Annotated in this window: 18 protein-coding genes and 1 tRNA gene; 16 read left to right on the forward strand and 3 right to left on the reverse strand. The window is 75.5% G+C overall.

All coding sequences use genetic code 11. The features are described 5' to 3' along the window. Positions 1 to 153 precede the first annotated feature (153 nt). The 5 genes from O2W14_RS14410 to O2W14_RS14430 all read left to right on the forward strand — a co-directional run bounded on the left by O2W14_RS14410 (position 154) and on the right by O2W14_RS14430 (position 6,336). A complete protein-coding gene (locus O2W14_RS14410; protein ID WP_269176797.1) occupies positions 154 to 477 on the forward strand; it encodes a hypothetical protein in 324 nt (107 codons plus the stop codon). Then, a complete protein-coding gene (locus O2W14_RS14415) occupies positions 474 to 2,009 on the forward strand; it encodes an alpha/beta hydrolase (protein WP_269176798.1) in 1,536 nt (511 codons plus the stop codon). The genes O2W14_RS14410 and O2W14_RS14415 overlap by 4 nt, the downstream gene beginning before the upstream one ends. Positions 2,010 to 2,204: 195 nt before the next feature. Next, on the forward strand, positions 2,205 to 5,072 hold the full coding sequence (topA, locus tag O2W14_RS14420; RefSeq protein WP_269176799.1) for a type I DNA topoisomerase: 2,868 nt from the start codon (positions 2,205 to 2,207) through the stop codon (positions 5,070 to 5,072). Between the two features lie 5 nt (positions 5,073 to 5,077). After that, positions 5,078 to 5,821 carry a class I SAM-dependent methyltransferase gene (locus O2W14_RS14425; RefSeq protein WP_269176800.1) on the forward strand — a complete coding sequence of 248 codons (744 nt, stop codon included), beginning with the start codon at positions 5,078 to 5,080 and terminating at the stop codon, positions 5,819 to 5,821. After that, positions 5,818 to 6,336, forward strand: coding sequence for a DUF1990 family protein (locus O2W14_RS14430; RefSeq protein WP_269176801.1), 519 nt, complete (start codon positions 5,818 to 5,820; stop codon positions 6,334 to 6,336). The genes O2W14_RS14425 and O2W14_RS14430 overlap by 4 nt, the downstream gene beginning before the upstream one ends. Positions 6,337 to 6,339: 3 nt before the next feature. Here O2W14_RS14430 and O2W14_RS14435 read toward each other — a convergent pair whose 3' ends face one another. Further along, positions 6,340 to 7,140, reverse strand: a complete 801-nt coding sequence (locus tag O2W14_RS14435; protein ID WP_269176802.1) for a trans-aconitate 2-methyltransferase — start codon at positions 7,138 to 7,140, stop codon at positions 6,340 to 6,342. A gap of 225 nt (positions 7,141 to 7,365) precedes the next feature. Between O2W14_RS14435 and tmk the strand changes: the two genes are divergently transcribed. The 3 genes from tmk to O2W14_RS14450 all read left to right on the forward strand — a co-directional run bounded on the left by tmk (position 7,366) and on the right by O2W14_RS14450 (position 11,089). Then, complete coding sequence (gene tmk, locus O2W14_RS14440; protein WP_269176803.1) at positions 7,366 to 9,684, forward strand: dTMP kinase; 2,319 nt, start codon at positions 7,366 to 7,368, stop codon at positions 9,682 to 9,684. A gap of 84 nt (positions 9,685 to 9,768) precedes the next feature. After that, complete coding sequence (locus tag O2W14_RS14445; RefSeq protein ID WP_269176804.1) at positions 9,769 to 10,947, forward strand: DNA polymerase III subunit delta'; 1,179 nt, start codon at positions 9,769 to 9,771, stop codon at positions 10,945 to 10,947. 69 nt (positions 10,948 to 11,016) lie between these two features. After that, positions 11,017 to 11,089, forward strand: a tRNA-Thr gene (locus tag O2W14_RS14450). A gap of 56 nt (positions 11,090 to 11,145) precedes the next feature. Here O2W14_RS14450 and O2W14_RS14455 read toward each other — a convergent pair. Further along, positions 11,146 to 11,706 (reverse strand): TetR/AcrR family transcriptional regulator, encoded by a 561-nt coding sequence (locus O2W14_RS14455; RefSeq protein WP_269176805.1) that lies wholly within the window; start codon positions 11,704 to 11,706, stop codon positions 11,146 to 11,148. A gap of 111 nt (positions 11,707 to 11,817) precedes the next feature. On the opposite strand from O2W14_RS14455, the gene O2W14_RS14460 reads away from it, so the two are divergent. Beyond that, positions 11,818 to 12,843 carry an aldo/keto reductase gene (locus O2W14_RS14460; RefSeq protein WP_269176806.1) on the forward strand — a complete coding sequence of 342 codons (1,026 nt, stop codon included), beginning with the start codon at positions 11,818 to 11,820 and terminating at the stop codon, positions 12,841 to 12,843. An 89-nt stretch (positions 12,844 to 12,932) separates the two neighbouring features. On the opposite strand, the gene O2W14_RS14465 is transcribed toward O2W14_RS14460, so the two are convergent. Further along, complete coding sequence (locus O2W14_RS14465) at positions 12,933 to 13,421, reverse strand: inorganic diphosphatase (protein ID WP_163611250.1); 489 nt, start codon at positions 13,419 to 13,421, stop codon at positions 12,933 to 12,935. A 300-nt stretch (positions 13,422 to 13,721) separates the two neighbouring features. Here O2W14_RS14465 and dacB point away from each other — a divergent pair, with 300 nt between their 5' ends. The 7 genes from dacB to folP all read left to right on the forward strand — a co-directional run bounded on the left by dacB (position 13,722) and on the right by folP (position 23,171). Beyond that, positions 13,722 to 16,643 carry a D-alanyl-D-alanine carboxypeptidase/D-alanyl-D-alanine endopeptidase gene (gene dacB / locus O2W14_RS14470; RefSeq protein WP_269176807.1) on the forward strand — a complete coding sequence of 974 codons (2,922 nt, stop codon included), beginning with the start codon at positions 13,722 to 13,724 and terminating at the stop codon, positions 16,641 to 16,643. Between the two features lie 39 nt (positions 16,644 to 16,682). Continuing rightward, on the forward strand, positions 16,683 to 17,777 hold the full coding sequence (locus O2W14_RS14475; protein ID WP_269176808.1) for a zinc-dependent metalloprotease: 1,095 nt from the start codon (positions 16,683 to 16,685) through the stop codon (positions 17,775 to 17,777). A 15-nt stretch (positions 17,778 to 17,792) separates the two neighbouring features. Further along, entirely contained in the window at positions 17,793 to 18,806 is a 1,014-nt protein-coding gene (tilS, locus tag O2W14_RS14480; protein WP_269176809.1) for a tRNA lysidine(34) synthetase TilS, read from the forward strand. A 4-nt stretch (positions 18,807 to 18,810) separates the two neighbouring features. Next, on the forward strand, positions 18,811 to 19,410 hold the full coding sequence (hpt, locus tag O2W14_RS14485; RefSeq protein ID WP_442928840.1) for a hypoxanthine phosphoribosyltransferase: 600 nt from the start codon (positions 18,811 to 18,813) through the stop codon (positions 19,408 to 19,410). Positions 19,411 to 19,633: 223 nt separating this feature from the next. Next, on the forward strand, positions 19,634 to 21,643 hold the full coding sequence (gene ftsH, locus O2W14_RS14490) for an ATP-dependent zinc metalloprotease FtsH (protein WP_269176810.1): 2,010 nt from the start codon (positions 19,634 to 19,636) through the stop codon (positions 21,641 to 21,643). Continuing rightward, the gene (gene folE / locus O2W14_RS14495) at positions 21,640 to 22,311 is read left to right on the forward strand and encodes a GTP cyclohydrolase I FolE (protein ID WP_269176811.1); all 672 of its coding nucleotides are present in this window, start codon (positions 21,640 to 21,642) and stop codon (positions 22,309 to 22,311) included. The genes ftsH and folE overlap by 4 nt, the downstream gene beginning before the upstream one ends. Next, positions 22,308 to 23,171: a dihydropteroate synthase gene (gene folP / locus O2W14_RS14500; protein ID WP_269176812.1), complete on the forward strand. Its 864-nt coding sequence runs from the start codon at positions 22,308 to 22,310 to the stop codon at positions 23,169 to 23,171. The genes folE and folP overlap by 4 nt, the downstream gene beginning before the upstream one ends. Positions 23,172 to 23,214 lie beyond the last annotated feature (43 nt).

The following is a 23,214-nucleotide window of genomic DNA, read 5'->3' on the forward strand; positions in this document are numbered from 1 at the left end:
GAGATCACAGCGCAGACCCCCGCGGGGCGGTCCAGCAGGGCGCTGTGGAGAGCGGTCCCGAGTGTGGACGACGGGTCCCGAGCGGCCCCGGCGCGTTCCTAGCGTCCTCGTCGTCGGTCCCCTCCAGGGGCCGCTGCCGCGCCGGGAGGCCCCGTGTCCCACCTGATCTCCGTCCAGCTCGACGCCCTCACGGCGCTGCTGGCGGAGCTGTCCGCGCTGGGCGTCGAGCTCCAGCAGGAGGGTCAGCTCTGCAGCGCCACCGGCCGCTCGCTGGCCGCTGCGCTCGAGGGCCCGGTCGGCGCCGACGCCGGGGCCGCCGGCGCCGGGTGGACCGGGCTGGTCACCGCGCTCGCCGCCCGGACCCTGGCGGTCGCAGCAGCCCTGGAGGCCGCCGTCGCCAGCTACCGGGCCGCCGACGCGGGGATCGCCGGGCAGCTAGACCCGGGCTGGGCCGGCCGGGTGCCGGTGCCCCGGTGACCGCCGCCCCGCTGCCGGTGGTCGCCGGCTGGGACGTGCCACTGCTGCGCGGCGCCGTGGGCACGCTGGACCTCGTCGCCGAGCGGCTGCTGCCCTGGCGGTACCGGCTCGACGACCTGGGCCGCCGGATCGGGGACGCCGAGTGCTGGTCGGGCCCGGCCGGGTCGGCGGCGGCTGCGGCGCTCGTCGAGCTGTCCTCGGCGGCCAGCAGGGTCACGGGTGCGCTCAGCAGCTCGCTGCAGGACCTGCAGGGGCTCGGCGCCGCCGCGGCCGAGGCTCAGGAGCTGGCCGAACGGGCGCAGGCGCTGGCCGCCTCGGCCGGCCTCGCGCTCGACGAGGGCGGCCGGGCCGTCGGGGTGCCGCTCCCGCACCCGCTCATGTCCGCCGACCAGGCCGCCGACGTCGCAGCCGCCGCCCGCGCGGCGACGTCGGCTCAGGCGGCCGCGGAGGGTGCCTCCGACGCCGCGGCCCGGGCGGGGGAGTGCGCGCGGGCGGCGGCCGAGCCGCTGGGGGTGCTCGGGGCGCCCGGGCCGGTCGCGTTCCCCGAGCTGGTGGCCCGGCTGCCCGGCACCACGCCGCCCCCGGTCCCGGTCGGCGGCGACCCGGAGGAAGCGGCGAGCTGGTGGTCGGCGCTGACGGCGACCCAGCAGCGGGCGGCGATCGGCACGCAGCCCGGCGCGGTCGGCGCGCTCGACGGGCTGCCCGGCTGGGCCCGTGACGAGGCGAACAGGCTGGGCCTGGCGGCGGCGCTGCAGCACCTCCCACCCGGATCGGCCGGCTGGGCGACCGCCTCGGCCGTGCACGCCCAGCTGGCCGAGGTGGAGGAGGCCGGCGCGGTCGCCCAGCTGCTGCAGTTCGACCCGGCCGCGGACCTCGTGGCCCTGTCGGTGGGCGACGTCGACACCGCGGGCGCGGTGGGCGTGCTGGTCCCGGGCATCGAGACCACCCCGGCCGACGACCTGCGCGGCCTGGTGGGTGACGCGCGGGACGTCGCGGCCGCCGCGGTGGCCGCCGCACCCGGGCTGGCGGTCGCGACCGTGGCCTGGCTGGGCTACCGGACGCCGGGCTGGCGCACGTCCTGGTCGTCGGGCGCCGCCGACCGCGGCGGGCCGGTGCTGGACCGCGCGCTCGACGGGCTGGCCGCCGCCCGCGCCACCGCGGCACGGACGGCGGTCTCCACGGCGCCGCCACGGACGACCGTGCTGGCGCACAGCTACGGGACGGTGGTCACCGGACGGGCGGTGCAGGCCCCCGGGCGGCTGGCTGCCGACGCCGTCGTCCTGCTGGGCAGCCCCGGGGTGCCCGCCGGGCGGGCCGGCGACCTGGAGGTCGAGGAGGTGCACGGCGCCTGGACGCCCGTGGACGTCGTCTCCCAGCTGCGGCGGTTCGGCCCCACGCCGTTCGACCCGAGTTTCGGCGACGTCGGCCTGCCCACCGACCCGACCCAGGGGCACACCCGGTACTACGACCGCGACCGCCCCACCCTGGCCGCGATCGGCCAGGTCGTGGCCGGCACCCGGGCGTCGGGATGAGGCCCGGTGAGCGCCCGGGAACAGCTGCCGTCGCCGTCCGTTGGACGGGCAACGGCGCGCCCGGTCGACGTCGCCGCCCGGGCTCTTCTACGGGCGGTGGCCTACCGTGGCCTCGCCGAGCGGGTGCAGTCCCCACTGCCCCCGTGTGCGCCCGGGTCCTCCCGGCGTCTGCACCAGCACCCCGACAGGAGCACCGTGCCGCCCACCAAGACCGCGAAGTCCGCCGCCACCACCGGTACCGCCACGCCGCGCAAGCGCGCCGCCGCCGCGGCCGGGGGCAAGCCCCTCGTCATCGTCGAGTCGCCCACCAAGGCGACGAAGATCGCGGGGTACCTGGGCAGCGACTACGTCGTCGAGGCCAGCGTCGGGCACATCCGCGACCTGCCGCGCAACGCCGCCGACGTGCCCGCCGCCCACAAGGGCGAGTCCTGGGCCCGGCTCGGCGTCGACGTCGACCACGGCTTCGCGCCGCTCTACGTGGTCAGCCCCGACCGCAAGCAGCAGGTCACCCGGCTCAAGCAGCTGGTGAAGGAGGCCAGCGAGATCTACCTCGCGACCGATGAGGACCGCGAGGGCGAGGCCATCGCCTGGCACCTGATCGACGCCCTCAAGCCGACCGTGCCCATCCGCCGGATGGTCTTCCACGAGATCACCCGCGAGGCGATCGCCCGCGCGGTGGCCAACCCGCGCGAGCTGGACACCGCGCTGGTCGACGCCCAGGAGACCCGCCGCATCCTCGACCGCCTCTACGGCTACGAGGTCAGCCCCGTGCTGTGGAAGAAGGTCCTGCCGAAGCTGTCGGCCGGCCGCGTGCAGTCGGTGGCCACCCGCATCGTCGTCGAGCGCGAGCGGGCCCGGATGCGCTTCACCGCCGCCGACTACTGGAGCCTGGACGGCCTCTTCGAGGTCGCCCAGCAGCGCGCCGGTGCCGACGACGGTGAGCCGACGACCCTGCGCGCCCGGCTGGTCAGCGTCGACGACAGCCGGGTCGCCACCGGCAAGGACTTCGACGCCGACACCGGCACGGTCACCAGCAACGTGGTTCACCTCGACGAGGCCGGCGCCCGTGGCCTGGCCGCCCGGCTCGAGGGCCGCGCGGTCACCGTCAGCCGGGTCGACGAGCGCGACTACACGCGCAAGCCCTACGCCCCGTTCATCACCTCGAGCCTGCAGATGGAGGCCGGGCGCAAGTTCGGCTGGTCCTCGGCCCAGGTGATGCGCGTGGCCCAGCGGCTGTACGAGAACGGCCACATCACCTACATGCGCACCGACTCGACGAACCTGTCGAACGAGGCGATCACCGCCGCGCGCCGGCAGGCCGCCGAGCTCTACGGCGACGCCTACGTGCCCACCGAGCCGCGCCGCTACGACAAGAAGGCCAAGGGCGCGCAGGAGGCGCACGAGGCCATCCGGCCCGCCGGTGACTCCTTCCGCACCCCGGGGCAGCTGGCCTCCCAGCTGGCCCGCGACGAGTTCCGGCTCTACGAGCTGATCTGGCAGCGCACCATCGCCTCCCAGATGGCCAACGCCGTGGGCAAGACGCTGAGCATCCGGCTGGCGGGCAGCTCCAGCACCGGCGAGGCGGTGGAGTTCACCGCCTCGGGCCGCACGATCACCTTCCCCGGCTTCCTGCGCGCCTACGTCGAGGGCAAGGACGACGACCACACCGACGACGCCGAGACCGACGACAGCGAGCGCCGGCTGCCCCGGGTCGAGCGCGGTCAGACCCTGGACACGCGCGAGCTGGACCCCCGAGGCCACACGACCAGCCCGCCGGCGCGCTACACCGAGCCGAGCCTCACCGCCCGGCTGCAGGAGCTGGAGATCGGCCGGCCGTCGACCTACGCGTCGATCATGCAGACCATCCAGGACCGCGGGTACGTGTGGAAGAAGGGCTCGGCGCTGGTGCCGACCTTCATCGCCTTCGCCGTGGTCAACCTGCTGGAGCAGCACTTCGCCGCCCTGGTCGACTACGACTTCACCGCGCTGCTGGAGCGCGAGCTCGACGAGATCGCCGCCGGGCAGCTCCAGCGGGTCGACTGGCTCACCGAGTTCTACTTCGGTGGCGCGGGCGGGCACGCCGGCGGCATCGGCGCCTCCGGTGGCCTCAAGTCCGTCGTCGGTCAGCGCCTGGAGGAGATCGACGCCCGCGGGGTGAACTCCATCCCGCTGCGCGCGGTCACGCCCAACGGCGAGCCCGTCGTCGTCCGGGTCGGCCGCTACGGGCCCTACCTGCAGGCCGGCGGTGAGGAGGGCGCGCGGATCAGCATCCCCGACGACATCGCCCCCGACGAGCTGACCAGCGAGAAGGTCACCGAGCTGCTCGACGCCCCGTCCTCGGACCGGGAGCTGGGCACCGACCCGGAGTCCGGGTTCCCGGTGGCGGTCAAGGCCGGCCGCTACGGCCCCTACGTCACCACCGTGGTGCCCGAGGGCAGCAAGGAGCCCGCGCGCACCGGCAGCCTGTTCAAGACGATGACGCCGGAGACGGTGACGCTGGAGCAGGCCCTGCAGCTGCTGACCCTGCCGCGCACGATCGGCAAGGACGCCGACGGCGAGGAGATCCAGGCGCTCAACGGCCGGTACGGGCCCTACATCAAGAAGGGCACCGACTCGCGCTCGCTGGAGAGCGAGGAACGGCTGTTCACCGTCACCCTCGACGAGGCGCTGGCGATCTTCGCCCAGCCCAAGCAGCGGGGTCGCGCGGCCGCGAAGCCCCCGCTCAAGGAGCTCGGTCCCGACCCGGTCAGCCAGGGCCAGGTCACCGTGCGGGAGGGCCGGTTCGGCCCCTACGTCACCGACGGCGAGCACAACGCCAGCCTCCGCAAGGGCGACGAGATCGAGACGCTCACCCTGGAGCGCGCGGCCGAGCTGCTGGCCGACCGCCGCGAGCGGGCGCCGGTGAAGAAGAAGGCGGCCAAGAAGACCGTGGCGAAGAAGGCCCCGGCCAAGAAGGCCGCCGCCAAGACCACCGCGGCGAAGAAGACGACGACGACGAAGAAGGCCACGGCCACCAAGAAGAGCGCCGCCGCGGCGGTCACCGAGCCGGCCGGCGCGAGCTGACGGCGGTGGCCGGCTGGCAGGAGTTCCGCACCTCGTTCGGCGGGGTCGCGGCGGAGTACGCCGCGCTCCGGCCGGGCTATCCGGCCGACGTGGTGCCGTTCCTGCTCGGCCCGGCCCCGCGCCGGGTGCTCGACCTGGGCGCCGGCACGGGGCTGTTCACCGACCGGCTGCTCGAGGCCGGCCACGAGGTGGTCGCCGTCGACGTCTCCGTCGGCATGCTCGACCAGCTGCGCACCCGGCTCCCGCAGGTGCGGGCCGAGGTCGGGGGAGCCGAGGCCGTCCCGCTGGCCGACGGCTCCGTCGACGCGGTCGTCGCCGGGCAGGCCGCGCACTGGTTCGACGTCGAGCCGGCCGCCGCCGAGCTGCGCCGGGTGCTGCGGCCCGGTGGCGTCGTCGGCCTGGTCTGGAACACCCGTGACGAGCGGGTGCCCTGGGTGCGGGCCCTCGGTGAGCTGATCGTCGAGGAGGCGCGCGGGCACGAGGCCGACCAGGGCGTGGTGGCGCGGTTCGCTGCCGCGCTGCCGGCCGACGTCGAGGTGCTGGACTCCGCCGTCGTCCAGTCGCTGACGCCCGAGCAGGTGGTCGGCGGCATCGGCACGCGCAGCTACGTCGCGGTGAAGGACGCCGCCGGGCGCGCGGAGTTCCTCGGCCGGGTCCGCGAGCTGCTGGCCACCCACCCCGACACCCGGGGCCGCGAGCGGCTGGACCTGCCCTACACGACCCGGGCGTACCGGCTCGCCCCCCGGTGAGCCCGCCGCTCACCGGCCCACCCGCGGGCTCCACCCGGCCCGCCGACGCGCACTGGACCCCACCGCCGGGCTGGCGCGGGTACGAGCGCACGGCGGTCACCGGCTCCGGCGCCGCGCACTGGGCCGCGGTCTCGGCCGAGGTCCTCGAGTGGGGCGTGAAGACCCGCAGCGGGTTCGCCGTCGACCCGGCCGGCGGCAGCCGCCGCGTCGCCCCGGACGCCGAGCCCTGGCTGGTCGCCTCGGTCGGCCCGTTGCGCGTCCGCGAGCCGGTGCGCGTCGTCGCCGTCGTCGACGGGCCCGACCGCTGCGGTTTCGCCTACGGCACGCTGACCGGGCACCCGGTGGCCGGCGAGGAGGCGTTCGTCGTCCACCGCGCGCCCGACGGCACCGTGTCGCTGACCCTCCGCTCGCTCACCCGCCCCTCCGCGGGGGTGTGGCGGCCGCTGTTCCCGGCGCTGCTGGTCGCCCAGCGCTGGTACCGCCGGCGCTACCTCCGCGCCTTCCGCGGTCTCTGAGCGTCAGTCCGGCCGGTGGCCGAGAGCGAACACCCGGCGGAACGGGAGCACCGTCGTCCCGTCGGGGCGCGCCGGGTAGGCCCTCCGCAAGGCGTCGGCGTACTCGGCGGTGAACTCGTCGGCGTCACCGCCCGAGAGCCGGGACAGCACCGGCCGCAGCACGGTCCCCGACACCCAGCGCAGCACCGGGTCGGTGCCGGTCAGCACGTGCAGGTACGTGGTCTCCCACGCGTCGGCGGTCAGCCCCGCGGCGGTGAGGACGTCGAGGTAGCCGACGGGGTCCAGGACGGCGTCCGGGTCCAGCGCGGTGTCCTCGCCCGGGGCCAGGCGGGTGGCCCACCGCGGCGCGGCGACGAGCTCGGCCAGCAGCGCGTGGGTGGGGGCGGTCTGGTTGCCGGGCACCTGCACCGCCAGCCAGCCGCCCGGGGCGAGGTCCCCGGCCCACCGGGTGAGCAGCTGCGGGTGCCCGGGCACCCAGTGCAGCACCGCGTTGCTGACCAGCACGTCGACCGGTGCGCCCGGCCGCCACTCCCGGACGTCGCCGGCGGTGAACTCCAGCCGGCCGGGCACCGCGAACGCCGCCGCGGCGGCGAGCATCGCGGAGGAGCTGTCGACCCCGCTCACCCGGGCGTCGGGCCAGCGCTGGGCCAGGGTCGCGGTCGCCGAGCCGTCCCCGCAGCCGAGGTCGACCACCACGTCGGGAGCCAGCGCCCCGACCCGGGCCAGCAGGTCGGCGAAGGGCCGGGCCCGCTCGTCGGCGAAGCGCAGGTAGGTGGTCGGGTCCCACCCCGCGGCGCTGTCCACCTCGGCAGGGTAACGGCCCGCGTCCGGGTGGAACGGCGGCTGCACGCGCCCCGCCCCGGGTCGCGACGACCCCGTCCCGTCCGACCCGGCCGGTACGGTGGCCGGGTCCGGCCGAGACCCGGCCGGGCCCAGCGCGCCCGTGCGCCACCCACACCCCGGGGGGTCCCGATCAGCTCCGACCAGGCTGACGGCCCGTCGGCCACCGGCCCCGCTCCCGGCAGCGCCATGCCCGGCGCCGGCTCCGGTGGGGTCGCCGGCCCCGCCTCGGCCCCACAGCCCACCTCCTCCGGCGCCGTGCCCGCCGACGGGCTGCCGCCGGCCGGCACGCCCACGCCCGACGGCGCCGGCGTCCCGCTGGCCGGCCTGCTCGACGGCAGCGCCCCCGTGCCCGACCGCTCCGGCGCCGCCCCTGCCGAGCCGGGTCGCACCGGTGGCGAGGAGCAGCACGACGCCGTCGCGGTCGGTCTGGCGGCCAAGGTCCGCGCCGTCCTGCGCGTGCGCGACTTCCGCCGGCTGTGGCTGTCGATGTCGCTGTCGAGCTTCGGTGACTGGCTCGGCCTGCTGGCGATCACCGCGACCGCGACCTCGCTGGTCGAGGGCTTCGCCGCGGCCAACTTCGCCCTCGGCGGCGTCCTGCTCTTCCGGCTGCTCCCGGCGATCGTGCTCGGGCCGCTGGCCGGGGCTTTCGCCGACCGGTTCGACCGCCGCCGCACGATGGTGGTCTCCGACGTCCTGCGCTTCGGGCTCTTCGCCTCGATCCCGATCGTCGACGACCTGGTGTGGCTGTTCATCGCCCAGTTCCTCATCGAGGCGATCAGCCTGTTCTGGATCCCGGCCAAGGAGGCCGCCGTCCCGAACATGCTCCGCAAGGACCAGCTGGAGCCGGCCAACCAGCTGTCGCTGGTCACCACCTACGGTCTGTCCCCGGTCCTCGCTGCGGCCGTCTTCGCCCTCCTCACCTCCGTCGGCGGCAGGCTCGGCGACCTGCTGCCCGGCGTCGACGAGGTCGACCTGGCGCTCTACCTGAACGCGCTGACCTTCCTGGTCGCCGCGGTGGTGATCTGGAACCTGCCCTCGATCAGCGGGCGGCGCGCGGCCGGCGTGCAGGTGACCGGGGAGAGCTTCTTCGGCTCACTGCGCGAGGGCTTCTCCTTCGCCGGCCACACCCCGCTGGTGCGCGGGCTGGTCGTCGGCATCACCGGCGCGTTCGTCGCCGCAGGCGTCGTCATCGCCACCGGCCAGTCCTTCGTCAACGCCCTCGGCGGCGGGCAGGCGGCCTACGGCGTCCTGTTCGGCGCGGTCTTCGTCGGCCTGGGACTGGGCATCGTGCTGGGTCCCAGCGTGGCGCGTGACCTGCCCCGGGAGCGGATGTTCGGCATCGCCATCGTCGGTGCCGGGGCATCCCTGCTGCTGCTGGGCGCCGCCGTCGCGCTGTGGATCGCCCTGCTGCTGGTGGTGCTGACCGGCTTCTTCGCCGGTGTCGCCTACCTGGCGGGCTTCACGCTGCTGGGCACCGAGATCGACGACGCCGTCCGTGGCCGCACCTTCGCGCTGGTGCAGTCCCTGGTGCGGGCGGCGCTGATCCTCTCCCTGGGCCTGGCGCCCTTCGGCGTCGGCCTGATCGGCCAGCACCGGCTGGACCTGGGCGCGTTCACCGTCCCGGTGACGGGGGAGCGGGTCATGCTGCTCGTGGCCGGGCTGCTGGCGGTGCTCGTCGGCCTGCTGGCCTACCGGCAGATGGACGACGGCCGGCCGGTGCCGCTGGTCGCCGACGTGATGACCGCCCTGCGCCGGGACACCACCGCCCGCCGCCGCCTCGCCGGGGGCGGGGTCTTCATCGCCTTCGAGGGCGGCGAGGGCGCGGGCAAGTCCACCCAGGTCCGCCGACTGCAGGAGTGGCTGACCGAGGAGGGCCTGGTCGCCCGCACCACCCGGGAACCGGGCGGGACGGCGCTGGGCGGCAAGATCCGCGCGATGCTGCTGGACCCGGCGAGCACCGGGATCTCCCCGCGCGCCGAGGCCCTGATGTACGCCGCCGACCGCGCGCAGCACGTGCACGAGGTGTTGCGCCCGGCCCTGGACGCCGGCGAGGTGGTCATCACCGACCGCTTCGTCGACAGCTCGCTGGCCTACCAGGGCGCCGGCCGCACCATCCCGATGGACGACGTCCGGTCCATCTCCCGCTGGGCCACCCAGGACCTGCGGCCCGACCTCACCGTGCTGCTGGACCTGCCGCCGGAGATCGGACTGGCCCGGGCCCGCGGGCGCGCCACCGCCGACCGGCTGGAGTCGGAGTCGCTGGACTTCCACCTGCGGGTGCGGCACACCTTCCACGCCCTGGCCGAGGCCGAGCCCGACCGCTACCTGGTGCTCGACGCCCGGCAGACCCCCGAGGAGATCGCCGCGGCCATCCGGGTCCGGGTCAGCGTCCTGCTGGAGGGGCTGCCGCTGCAGCAGCTCCCGCCCGACGCCCAGGTGCCCCGCAGCCGCCGGCACGCCGACCACGTCGTCCAGACCGGCACGACCCCGCAGCTGCACCCCTGATGAAGGACCCCGTCCTCCTCACCCCTCGCGCGCTCGGGGCGAGCCTCGGGACGGGGCCGCAACCGGCTGAGGGACGATGAGGGCGTGACGGCGACTGGGGTGTGGGCCGACGTGGTCGGCCAGCCGGCGGTGGTGGCGGAGCTGCAGGCCGCGGTGGCGTCACCGTCGGCGATGACCCACGCGTGGTTGTTCACCGGGCCGCCCGGCTCGGGCCGCTCGGTGGCCGCCCGCGCCTTCGCCGCCGCCCTGCAGTGCCCCAACGGCGGCGACGGCACCTGCCACGAGTGCCGCACGGTGCTGGCCGGCAGCCACGCCGACGTCCACCGGATCGTGCCGGAGGGGCTGTCGATCAGCGCAGCCGAGGTGCGCGCCATCGTCGGCACCGCCGCGCGGGCGCCGTCGCGGGGGCGCTGGCAGATCGTGCTCGTCGAGGACGCCGACCGGATGACCGAGGCAGCGTCGAACGCCGTCCTCAAGACCCTGGAGGAGCCGCCGGCGCGCGCGGTGATCCTGCTCTGCGCGCCTTCGCTGCACCCCGACGACGTCTCGGTCACCATCCGCTCGCGCTGCCGGGTGGTGCCGCTGCGCACCCCGACGATCGAGGCGGTCACCGAGGTGCTCGTCCGCCGGGACGGCGTCGACCCCGCACTGGCGGCCTGGGCCGCAGCGGCCGCCGCCGGTCACGTCGGCCGCGCCCGGCATCTGGCCCGCGACGAGTCGGCCCGGCTGGCCCGCAAGGCGGTGCTGGACATCCCGCTGTCGCTGGTCTCGCTGGCCGCCTGCCTCAACGCCGCCGACGACCTGGTCGGCACCGCCAAGGAGGAGACCGACAAGGCCGTGGCCGAGGTCGACGTCCCGGAGACCGAGGCGGTCAAGGCGAGCCTGGGCATGGGCGCCCGCGGACCCGGGGTGGCTGCGGCCAGCCGGGGGGCGGGTCAGCTCAAGGAGCTGGAGAAGCGGCAGAAGTCCCGGGCGACCCGCATCGGCCGCGACTCCCTGGACCGGGCGCTGGTCGACCTAGCGGCGATGTACCGCGACGCCCTGGTCGTCAGCGCGGCGTCGGCGGCCTCGGTCGAGCTGACCGTGCCGCTGGCCCACCCCGACCGGCGCGCCGACGCGGTGGAGCTGGCCCGCCGGATCGGCGCGGACGGGGCGCTGCGCCGGATCGACGCCGTCCTGGCCGCCCGCACCGCGCTGGAGCAGAACGTGAAGCCGCAGATCGCGGTCGAGGCGCTCACCGTGGCGCTCCGGCTGCCCAGCTGAGGCGCGCCCGGTCCGGCGGGGGCGTCGCAGCGGGGCCGGGGCGGTGCCGTAAGCTCACCCGCGCAGTCCGCCGCCTTAGCTCAGTCGGTAGAGCGTCTCACTCGTAATGAGAAGGTCGTCGGTTCGATTCCGACAGGCGGCTCTCACCCCAGCGGCCTCGCCCCTCCCGGGCGGGGCCGCTGTGTCGTTCCCGGTCGGTCACGGGCTCCCTGCGCCGTACCGCAGACCGTCGACGAGCAGCGCGACCATCCGGTGGGCCCGCGCGGCGTCCTCGGTCCTGGGTGAGGAGACGCTCAGGTTCGACACCGCCCCCAGCAGGTCGAGGGGGTCCACTCCTGACCGGACGGCGCCGGCGGCGGCGGCGGCCTCGAGCAGCGTCCGCAGTGCGGGGCCGGCGCTGTCCTCGAAGTAGGCCCTCAGACCGTTGAAGGCCGGGTCGCCGGAGTGCAGGGCTGCGGCCAGGCCGCGCTTGGTGGCCACGAACTCGGTGTACCGCTGCAGCCACAGCTCCAGGGCCTCGCCGGGTGCGTGGCTCGCGGCCAGCCGGGGCGCCTCGGCCACACAGGCGTCGACCTCGCGGCGGAAGACCGCGGCCACCAGGTCCGACCGCAGCGGGAAGTGCCGGTAGAGGGTCGCCGTCCCCACGCCCGCCCGGGCGGCGATGGCCCGGACGTTGACGTCCACGCCCGATGCGGCGAACTCCTGCTTGGCCGCCTCGACGAGGGCGTCGATGTTGCGCTGCGCGTCGACGCGGGGCACGGGAGACCTCCTGGCGAAACGGGACACTGTCCCGTATGTTCCTGGACGTACCGGGACGACGTCCCACTTCACCCCACTCTACGGCACCTGGCGGTGTCGCCTGGAGGTCTCATGCAGTACCGCACGCTCGGCCGCACCGGCATCCAGGTCAGCCCCTACGCCCTCGGCGCCATGATGTTCGGCGCGATGGGCAACCCCGACCACGGCGAGGCGACCCGGATCGTCCACCGGGCCCTCGACGCCGGGATCAACCTCGTCGACACCGCCGACATGTACTCCCACGGGGAGTCGGAGGAGATCGTCGGCAAGGCGCTCCAGGGCCGTCGGGACGACGTCGTCCTGGCCACCAAGTTCCACCTGCCGATGGGGGAGGACCCCAACCGGCGCGGGAACTCCCGGCGCTGGGTCATGACCGCGGTCGAGGACTCCCTGCGCCGGTTGCAGACCGACCACATCGACCTCTACCAGGTGCACCGGCCCGACCCGGTCACCGACGTGGAGGAGACGCTGTCGGCCCTGACCGACCTGGTGCGCAGCGGCAAGGTGCGCGCGATCGGCACGTCGTCGTTCCCGGCCTCGGACATGGTCGAGGCGCAGTGGGTGTCCGAGCGCCGCGGCCTGGAACGGTTCCGCGCCGAGCAGCCCACATACTCGATCCTGACCCGTGGCATCGAGCGGGAGGTCCTGCCCGTCGCCCAGCGGTACGGGATGGGGACCATCGTCTACAGCCCGCTCGCCCAGGGGATGCTCACCGGACGGGTGCGCAGGGGGCAGCAGACCGACCTCCGACGCGCGACCCGGTTCCGCCACCTGAGCGACGAGCGGCGCATCGACGTGGTCGAGCAGCTGGTCCCGGTCGCCGCCGAGGCGGGCATCTCGCTCACCCACCTGGCGATGGCCTTCGCGATCGCGCACCCGGGCGTCACGTCGGCCCTGATGGGTCCGCGCACCATGGACCAGCTCGACGACCTGCTCGCCGGCGTGGACGTCGTCCTGACCGACGACCTGCTGGACGCGATCGACGCAATCGTGCCGCCGGGTACCGACGTGGGCCGGCTCGACATGGCCTACGACCCGCCCGCCGTCCAGCAGGTCGCGCTGCGCCGTCGGTCGGCAGGCGAGCGCGCCGCCGCCTGACCGGCCCGGAGATGCGGAACGGCGGCGCACCCCGGTGGGGTGCGCCGCCGTCTGGTCGGTGCGCGTTCGGCGGAGGGTCCGCCGAGAGGTCAGTAGCCGGCGTCGAGCGCGCGCTTGCGGGAGGCCTCGATCTCGGCCTCGGCCTCGGCCCGGCCGACCCACTCGGCACCCTCGACGGACTTGCCCGGCTCGAGGTCCTTGTAGGTCTCGAAGAAGTGCTGGATCTCCAGCCGGTCGAACTCGGAGACGTCCGTGATGTCCTGCAGGTGGGCCACCCGCGGGTCGGTCGCCGGGACGGTGAGGACCTTGTCGTCCCCACCCGCCTCGTCGGTCATCCGGAACATCCCGATGGCCCGGCAGGTGATGAGGCACCCAGGGAAGGTCGGCTCCTCCAGCAGGACGAGCGCGTCCAGGGGGTCACCGTCCATCCCGAGCGTCTCCTCGATGTACCCGTAGTCCGCGGGGTACCGGGTCGAGGTGAACAGCATCCGGTCGAGCCGGATGCGTCCGGTGGCGTGGTCCAGCTCGTACTTGTTCCGCTGGCCCTTGGGGATCTCTACCGTCACGTCGAACTGCACGCCGATAGTGTGACCTACGACCGGCCGTCGTGTGGGCGGAGGTCACCCCAGGGGGTGGAGGAGATCTCGTCAGGCCCGCGCGATGAGCCCGCGGACGTCACCCGGTCGGGTGTCGATGGGACCGTTCCCGAGTCGGCCGTGACGTCCCCTGCCCAGGTCGCCGCGCCGGTGGACCCCGGTCCGCAGGACGGTGGGACCCCCGCCGCGGACCCGTCCCCGCCCACCCCCGACGTGCTGCCCGCCGGGGCGACGGCCGCCGGAGCGGGATCCGCCGACGGCGTGTCGCAGCCGGTGGACGACGTGGACTCGACTGGCGAGCCCACGACCGGCGAGCCGTCGGACGCCCCTGTCGAGGGAGCCGACACCGTCGACGCGCCTGCCGGCGACCTGCCGGGCGAGGACACGTCGCCGGACGACGGGCCGGACGAGGGCGCCCGTTCCGACGAGGTGCTCGCGGACGACGCCGACCCGGACGACGTGCTCGCCGATGGCGTGCCCGAGGACGAGGAGGCCGCAACCGGGGTGCCGGATGCAGCCGCCGAGGACCTGACCGGCGTCGACCTGACTGCCGAGGACGCGCGCGCCCAGGTCCTCCCCGCTCAGGACGTGCGCGGGGAGGACACCCCGGTGGACGACGTGCCCGTCGAGGTCGCACCCGCCGAGCCCGCCGCCACGCCTGAGGACGTCGCCGGAGATGCGACGGCGGGCGAGCCCGCTGCCGAGCAGGACCCGTCGGCCGGACCTGCAGCCGCCGAGGACACGTCGGCCGACGTCGGCTTCACCCAGGTGCCCGAAGGCGAGGCAGGAGCCATCGGCTCCGCGACGTCCGCCGTCGAACAGCCCGAGGCCGCGCCACTCGTGTCCGACCACGAGGTCCACGACCACGACGTCTACGGCGACCACGAGCACGACTTCTACGGCGACGACGACGGCCACGACGTCCACGGCGCTGGCCCGGACGGTCTCGACCGTGCCAGCGCCGAGCCGGTCGGGCATGAGCCGGTCGAGCACGAGCCGGTCCAGCACGGACACCTCGAGCACGGACACCTCGAGCACGGGCACGACGAACACGAGTCGCCTGCCTCGGCGTCCCTGGCCGACGCCGTCCCGCCCGCAGTCGACCCGGTCCCGCCGGAGGACCCCGAGGAGACCGCCCGTCGCGCCGCCGCCGCGGCCCAGGCCGCCGCCGACCTGGCCGCGGTGAAGGAGTGGGCGGCCCGCCGCGCGGCGGGGCAGGCCGACGCGGAGCAGGCCGCCGCAGAGCAGGCCGCCGCGGACGAGACGGTCCCGGACGAGGCCGAGCTCGCGCGGCGCGCCGCAGCCCAGGCCGCGGCCGACCTGGCCGCCGTCCGGGAGTGGGCGGCCCAGCGCGCCGCCGAGGAGCAGGCCGCCGCCGCCCAGGCAGCAGCCGAGCGGGCAGCGGTCGAGCGGATCGAGGCCGGCCGGCGGGCCGCGGAGCGCGACGCCGAGGACCGGGCCGCGGCTGCGCAGGCCGCAGCCGCCCAGGCCGAGGTCGACCGCCTGGCCGCCGAACGGGCCGCCGCGCAGCAGGCCGAGTCCGAGCGCGCCGCAGCGGCGGCCGAGCAGGCGGCCCGCGAGCGGGAGAACGCCGACCGGCTCGCCGCCGAGCAGCTCGCAGCCCGGCGGGCGGCCCAGGAGCAGGCAGCAGCGGACCAGGCAGCGGCCGAGCAGGCCGCAGCAGGACAGGCCGCGGCCGGGCGGGCCGCCCGGCGGACGCGGCAGGCTGCCCGGTCCGTACCGGCGCCGCGGCCGGCCGAGCGCGGGGCGACAGCGGCCCCGGCCCGGGGTCGCCGCCGGGCCGGTGCGGCGGCAGCGGGGGGCCGCGGGCGGCGGGCCAGGGTCCTGGTCGCCGCCCTGCTCGCCGCCGTGCTGGTGGCCGCCGGTGTGCTGCTGGCACTGGAGTTCACCGGCGGTCGGGGCAGTGGCCCCGCGGCCCCGCAGGCCGAGCCCGTGCCCGACGCCGTCCTGCCCGAGCTGACCGGTCCGCAGCCGGTCCTCGCCGCCCTCGCCAGCACCGCACCGGTGCCCGACCCGGCGGCCCTGTCGGCGACCCTGTCGCCGCTGCTGGACGCCCCGGCGCTGGGCAGCGGGCTGTCCGCGCAGGTCGTGGACGTCGCCACCGGCCAGGTGCTCCTCGACCGGGACGCCGTCGACCCGAGCACGCCGGCGTCGACCAACAAGCTGCTCACGTCACTGGCCGCGCTCACCACGCTGGAGCCGACGGACACGATCCCGACCACCGTCGTGGCCGGCGGCGCCCCCGGTGAGGTCGTGCTGGTCGGTGGCGGCGACCCCACGCTGTCGACCACCGTGCCCTCGGCCGACTACCCGGGCGCGGCGACCGTCGCCGACCTCGCCGCCCAGGTGCAGGCCGCGCTCGGCGGCGCCCCGGTCATCCGCGTCGTCGTCGACACCTCGCTGTTCACCGGCCCGGAGACCGCCCCGGGGTGGGGTCCCGGCGACGCGCCCTCCACCTACGCTGCACCGGTCACCGCCGCGGCCGTCGACGGCGCCCGGGTCCGCCCCGGCCGCGACCCGCGCAGCGGCGACCCGGCCACCGACGCCGGCGCGGCGCTGGCCGCGGCCCTCGGCGCCCCCGACGTGTCCGTCGAGCCCGGCACCGCACCGGCCGGCGCCCGCACGCTGGGCCGGGTGGAGTCCGCACCGGTCTCCCGGCTGGTCGAGCAGGCGCTGACCGCCTCGGACAACCTGCTCGCCGAGACGCTCGCCCGCCAGGTGGCGCTGCGCCGCGGCCTGCCGGCGAGCTTCGAGGGGGGCGCCCAGGCCGTGACCGCCGCGCTCGCCGAGGCCGGCCTGGACACGACCGGGGTCTCGCTGGCCGACGGCAGCGGGCTCTCCGGTGACGACCGCGTGCCGGCCCGCCTGCTGGTCGACGTCCTGCGCGGCGCCGCCGCCGGCAGCATCCCCGGCGTCGACGCGCTGCTGTCCGGGCTGCCGGTCGCCGGGTACGACGGCACCCTGGCCGAGCGCTCGGCCGACGGCGCGGGCGCGCCCGCCGCCGTGCGGGCCAAGACCGGCACCCTCGGCGGCGTCAACGACCTCGCCGGCACCGTGCTGACCGCCGACGGCCGGCTGCTCGCCTTCGCCGTCCTCGCCGACGGCACGACCGGCGGGCTGGTCGCCAGCGAGACGGCGCTGGACCGGGTGGTGGCCGCGCTGGCCGGCTGCGGCTGCCGCTGACGGGGCGCCGGGCACAGGTCCGGTGGGTACGGTCGGACCATGAGCCGCCCCTCGTCCCTGGTCGACTGGGACCTCGCCGGGCGCACCGCCCGCCGCCTGGTGAAGCCCGGTCCGCAGACCACCCGCACCGAGGCCACCGCGGTCGTCGCCGAGCTGCACCGCGCCGCCGCCACCGCCGTCGCGCACGTCGAGGGGCTGACCGGCCTCCGCCCGGTGCCCGGTGGCCCGCAGCCCACCGTCGCCGTCGTCGACCGCCCCGGCTGGGTCGACGCCAACACCGCCGGCATGAGCGCCCTGCTCGACCCGCTGGCCGCCGGCATCCAGGCCGCCACCGGCAAGACGCCCGGCGCCCTGGCCACCGCGGTCGGCTCCCGGGTCACCGGCGCGCAGGCCGGCGGCGTCCTGGCCTTCCTGTGCTCCCGGGTGCTGGGCCAGTACGAGGTGTTCGGCAGCGGCGGCCGCCTGCTGCTGGTCGCCCCCAACATCGTCGAGACCGAGCGTCGGCTCGGCGTCGACCCCACCGACTTCCGGCTCTGGGTCTGCCTGCACGAGGCCACCCACCAGCTGCAGTTCACCGCCGTCCCGTGGCTGCGCGGCTACCTCGAGGAGCAGATGACGCTCTTCGCCGAGGCCACCGACCTGGACTCCGACGTCCTGCTCGACCGGCTGCAGGAGGTCCTGCGCAGCGTCGTCGGCGCCGTGCGCGGCAGCGAGACCGACGCCGACGCGCCGCAGGGGCTGATGGCGCTGGTCACCCACCCCGAGCAGCGCGCCGTGCTCGACCGGATCACCGCGGTGATGAGCCTGGTCGAGGGGCACGCCGAGTACGTGATGGACAACGTCGGGCCGGACGTCGTCCCGTCGGTGCGCGTGCTGCGCAAGCGCTTCGCCCAGCGCCGCAAGGGCCGCAGCCCGCTGGACCGGGTGCTGCGCCGGCTGCTGGGCCTGGAGCAGAAGATGCAGCAGTACGCCGACGGCCGGGTGTTCGTCGCCGGCGTGGTCGACCTGGTCGGCATGGACGGGTTCAACCAGGTGTGGGCGGAGCCTGCGAACCTCCCGTACCGCGACGAGCTCACCGAGCCCGCCCGCTGGGTCACCCGGGTGCTGGAGACCCGGCCGGCCTTCCCGGGCTGACCGCACCCCGACTTGATGGCCGGTCCCGACCCCGCCGTCGCCGCGCTGCGCAGCGCCGTCCGGCCGGGCCTGGCCGCGACCACCGGCCCGGTCCTGGTGGCCTGCAGCGGGGGAGCGGACTCCGTCGCCCTGGCGGCGGCGCTGGCCTTCGAGGCGCCCCGCGCCGGGCGGGCGGTCGGTGCGGTGACCGTCGACCACGGGCTGCAGACCGGTTCGGCGGACCAGGCGCACCGCACCGCGGAGCTGCTCCGGTCGCTGCGGTTGTCGCCGGTGCTCGTGGTGCCGGTGACCGTCGGCGCCGCCGGTGGACCCGAGGGCGCCGCCCGGGACGCCCGGTCGGCCGCCCTGTCCGCAGCGGCCCGGCAGCACGGGGCGACGGTCGCGCTGGGTCACACGCTCGACGACCAGGCCGAGACGGTGCTGCTCGGGCTCGCCCGCGGGTCCGGGCCCCGGTCGGTGGCCGGCATGGTCGAGCACCGCCCGCCGTTCTGGCGCCCGCTGCTGGGCCTGCGCCGGGAGACCACCCGCGCCGCGTGCGACGCCCAGCAGCTGCCCGTCTGGGACGACCCGTGGAACACCGACCCGGCCTACACCCGGGTGCGGCTGCGCAGCGAGGTCCTGCCGCTGCTCGAGGAGGTGCTCGGCGGCGGCGTCGCCCCGGCGCTGGGCCGCACCGCGGCGATGCTCCGGGAGGACCTGGACGCCCTCGACGCCCTGGCCGCCACCGAGCTGGACGCCGTGCAGGGCCCGGACGGCGCGCTGCCGGCCGGGCCGCTGACCGCGCTGCCCGCCGCCCTGCGCCGGCGGGTGCTGCGCGGCTGGCTGCACCGGTCCGGCGTCCGGGACCTGCAGGCGGTGCACCTGGCCGCCGTCGACGCCCTCCTCACCCGCTGGAGGGGGCAGGGGCAGGCGGACCTGCCGGGCGGTACGGGGGTGGTCAGGACGTCTGGCAGGCTGGTGGTGGTGCAGCGCGGCGCCACCCGCCCGTCGCCCCACCCCACCACCGCCGTCCCCCCTGAGGAGCCCTGAGCCCGTGACCGAGCCCGCCACCCCCGCAGCGCAGGCCGCCGGACCACTGGGCCACGATCACGGCTACGGGCCGGACATCGACCACGTGCTGCTGAGCGAGGCGCAGATCCAGGAGAAGATCACCGAGCTCGCCGCGCAGGTGGCCGTGGACTACGCCGGCCGTGAGGTGCTGCTGGTCGGCGTCCTCAAGGGCGCGGTGCTGTTCATGTCGGACTTCGCCCGCACGCTGCAGCTGCCCACGCAGATGGAGTTCATGGCGGTCTCCTCCTACGGCAGCTCGACGAGCTCCTCCGGCGTCGTCCGCATCCTCAAGGACCTCGACCGCGACATCACCGGCAAGCACGTGCTGGTGCTCGAGGACATCATCGACTCCGGGCTGACCCTGTCGTGGCTGCTGAAGAACCTGGGCGGCCGGGCGCCGGCGAGCCTGGAGGTCTGCACGCTGCTGCGCAAGCCCGACGCGGTGAAGGTCGACGTCCCGGTGAAGTACGTCGGCTTCGACATCCCCAACGAGTTCGTCGTCGGCTACGGCCTGGACTACGCCGAGCGCTACCGGGACCTGCCCTACATCGCCACGCTCAAGCCCGAGGTCTACTCCAGCTGACGGAGGACCCCGCTGCCCCCCACCCCTCGCGAGCTCGGGGCGGGACCCTGCAGCGGGGCCGGGGCGGTGCGCACGCAGCTGTCTCACAGGTCACGCGGTGTACCGTCGACCCAACGACGTCGCCCTGCCGCGGGGTGCCACCCGGGGTCGCGGGCCGCGTCCTGCGACGATCAGGAGGGTCGACGGGCAAGGCCGGGCTCGCCCCGGTGCCCGGACACGGTGTATGGAACGTAAGAAGATCGTCCGGAGCGTCTGGTTCTGGATCGTCATCGTCCTCGTGCTGGCCCTCGTCGGCTCCAGCTTCCTGCAGGGCGACGGCGAGTACGACGAGGTCCCCACGTCCACCGCGCTGACCCAGCTCTCCGACGGCAACGTCACCAAGGCGACGATCAACGACCGCGAGCAGACGCTCGAGCTCGACCTGCGGAACCCCGTCAACGGGACGTCCCAGGTCACGGCCTCCTACCCGGCCGAGGCCGCCGACGACGTCTTCACCGCCGTCCGCGACGCCTCCGACGGCGACGGTCCGGTCGACTTCGACACCGAGGTGAGCCAGGACAACCTCCTGGTCAGCCTCCTCGTGAGCTTCCTGCCGTTCGTGCTGCTCCTACTGCTGCTGTTCTGGCTGTTCAACTCGATGCAGGGTGGTGGCCGGGGCGTCGCCGCCTTCGGCAAGTCCAAGGCCAAGCTGGTCAGCAAGGACACCCCGAAGACCACGTTCGCCGACGTCGCCGGCGCGGACGAGGCCATCGAGGAGCTGCACGAGATCAAGGACTTCCTGCAGAACCCGGTCAAGTACCAGGCGATCGGCGCGAAGATCCCGAAGGGCGTGCTGCTGTTCGGCCCGCCTGGGACCGGCAAGACGCTGCTCGCGCGCGCCGTCGCCGGCGAGGCCGGGGTGCCGTTCTACTCGATCTCCGGCTCGGACTTCGTCGAGATGTTCGTCGGTGTCGGCGCCAGCCGTGTCCGCGACCTGTTCACCCAGGCCAAGGAGAACGCCCCGGCGATCATCTTCATCGACGAGATCGACGCCGTCGGCCGCCAGCGCGGCGCCGGCATGGGCGGCGGGCACGACGAGCGCGAGCAGACGCTGAACCAGATGCTCGTGGAGATGGACGGCTTCGACGTCAAGGGCGGCGTCATCATGATCGCCGCCACCAACCGGCCCGACGTCCTGGACCCGGCGCTGCTGCGACCGGGCCGGTTCGACCGGCAGATCGCCGTCGACCGCCCCGACCTCCTCGGCCGGGTGGCCGTGCTGAAGGTGCACGCCACCGGCAAGCCGCTGGCCAGCGACGTCGACCTGACCACGCTCGCCCGTCGCACCCCCGGCTTCACCGGTGCCGACCTGGCCAACGTGCTGAACGAGGCCGCGCTCCTCACCGCCCGCACCGGCGGCACGCAGATCACCGATGCCACCCTCGAGGAGGCGATCGACCGCGTGCTCTCCGGCCCGGAGCGCAAGACCCGGGGGATGAGCGAGAAGGAGAAGAAGGTCACCGCGTACCACGAGGGCGGCCACGCCCTGGTGGCGCACGCACTGCCCAACACCGACCCGGTGCACAAGGTGACGATCCTGCCGCGCGGCCGCTCGCTCGGGCACACGCTGGTGCTGCCCACCGAGGACAAGTACACCCAGACGCGCTCGGAGATGATCGACCAGCTGGCCTACATGCTGGGTGGTCGCGCCGCCGAGGAGCTCGTCTTCCACGAGCCCACCACCGGCGCCGGGAACGACATCGAGAAGGCCACCTCCGTGGCCAAGGCGATGGTCACCCAGTACGGCATGAGCGCCAAGCTGGGTGCGGTCAAGTACGGCAGCACCGACTCCGAGCCCTTCCTGGGCCGGGACATGGGCGCGCGGCCCGACTACTCCAACGCCGTCGCCGCCGACATCGACGGCGAGGTGCGTGCGCTGATCGAGACCGCGCACGACGAGGCGTGGGAGATCCTGGTCGAGTACCGGGACACCCTGGACCAGCTGGTGCTCGAGCTCCTGGACAAGGAGACGCTGTCCCGCGAGGACATGGACCGGATCTGTGCCGGGGTGGTCAAGCGCCCGTCGATGGCCCCCTACAACGGGTTCGGCAAGCGCACCCCGTCGCAGCGCCCGCCGGTGCTCACCCCCGCCGAGGTGTCCGGCCTCAACGGCGCCACGGCGGTCTCGGCCAACGGCCACGGCGCTGCGCCGTCCCCGACCGGGGACGTCGGCAGCCCGACGCCCGGCCGGTGACCGCCGGACCCGGGGGAGCAGGTCAGGGCGGTACGCCGCAGGTCGACGGCCTCGGCCTGGACCCGGTGACCGGTGACCCGGTCGCCGACCTGGCCGAGGGCCGGTTCGACGCCCCCCGGATTGAGGCCGCCGTCCGCGAGATCCTGCTCGCGATCGGTGAGGACCCCGACCGCCCGGGGCTGGCCGACACCCCGGCGCGGGTCGCCCGCGCGTACGCGGAGACCTTCGCCGGGCTGTCGCAGGACCCCGTCGACGTGCTCGCCACGACCTTCGACGAGGGTCATGACGAGCTCGTGCTGGTGCGCGACATCCCGGTCTACTCGACCTGCGAGCACCACCTGGTGCCCTTCCACGGCAAGGCGCACGTCGGCTACATCCCCGGCGCCGACGGCCGGGTGACCGGGCTGTCCAAGCTGGCCCGGCTGGTCGAGGTCTACGCCCGGCGCCCCCAGGTGCAGGAGCGGATGACCCGGCAGGTCGCGGACTCGCTGTTCGAGGTGCTCAAGCCGATGGGCGTCATCGTCGTGGTCGAGGCCGAGCACCTGTGCATGGCGATGCGCGGCGTGCGCAAGCCCGGCACGACCACGGTGACCTCCGCGGTGCGCGGTGCCTTCCGGGACAACGCGGTGACCCGTGGCGAGGCCATGAGCCTCATCCTGGGCCGGTGACCGGACCCGTCCCGCTGCCCCGCCCGCAGCGCTGCCTGGTCATGGGCGTCCTGAACGTCACCCCGGACTCCTTCTCCGACGGCGGCACGTTCGCCGACCCGGCCGTGGCGGTCGAGCACGGGCTGCGGATGCACGCCGCCGGTGCGGACTACGTGGACGTGGGCGGGGAGTCGACCCGCCCCGGTGCCGACCGGGTGGACGCCGACGAGGAGTGCCGCCGGGTCGTGCCGGTGGTCCGCGAGCTGGTGGCCGCCGGTGTGCGGGTCAGCGTCGACACCACGCGTGCGGAGGTGGCGGCCGCCGCGCTGGAGGCCGGTGCGGCGCTGGTCAACGACGTCAGCGGCGGGCTGGCCGACGAGGGCATGGCCCGGCTGGTCGCCGAGGCCGGCGTGCCGTGGGTGCTCATGCACTGGCGCGGACACAGCCGGGAGATGCAGGCCGCGGCCCGCTACGGCGACGTCGTCACCGAGGTCGCCGCCGAGCTCACCGCCCGGGTGGAGGACGTCGTGGCCGCCGGGGTCGACCCCGCGCAGCTGGTGCTGGACCCGGGGCTGGGCTTCGCGAAGAACGCCGAGCACAACTGGGCGCTGCTGGCGGGGCTGGACCGGCTCGTCGGGCTCGGGCTGCCGGTCCTCGTCGGGGCCTCCCGCAAGACCTTCCTCGGGCGGCTGCTGGCCGACCCCGACGGCACGGTGCGCCCGGTCGAGGGCCGGGAGGCCGCCACCGTGGCGATCTCGGTGCTCGCCGCGCAGGCCGGGGCCTGGGGAGTGCGCGTGCACGACCCGCTGCAGTCGCTGGACGCCATCGCCACCGTGGACGCCGTGCGCGCCGCCCGAACCGCAGGAGGAACCCGTGGCTGACGAAGGACCCCGTCCCCCTCACCCCTCGCAGGCTCGGCGCGAG

Origin of the sequence: Modestobacter sp. VKM Ac-2986 (assembly GCF_026967795.1) — a bacterium.
Taxonomy (GTDB): domain Bacteria; phylum Actinomycetota; class Actinomycetes; order Mycobacteriales; family Geodermatophilaceae; genus Modestobacter.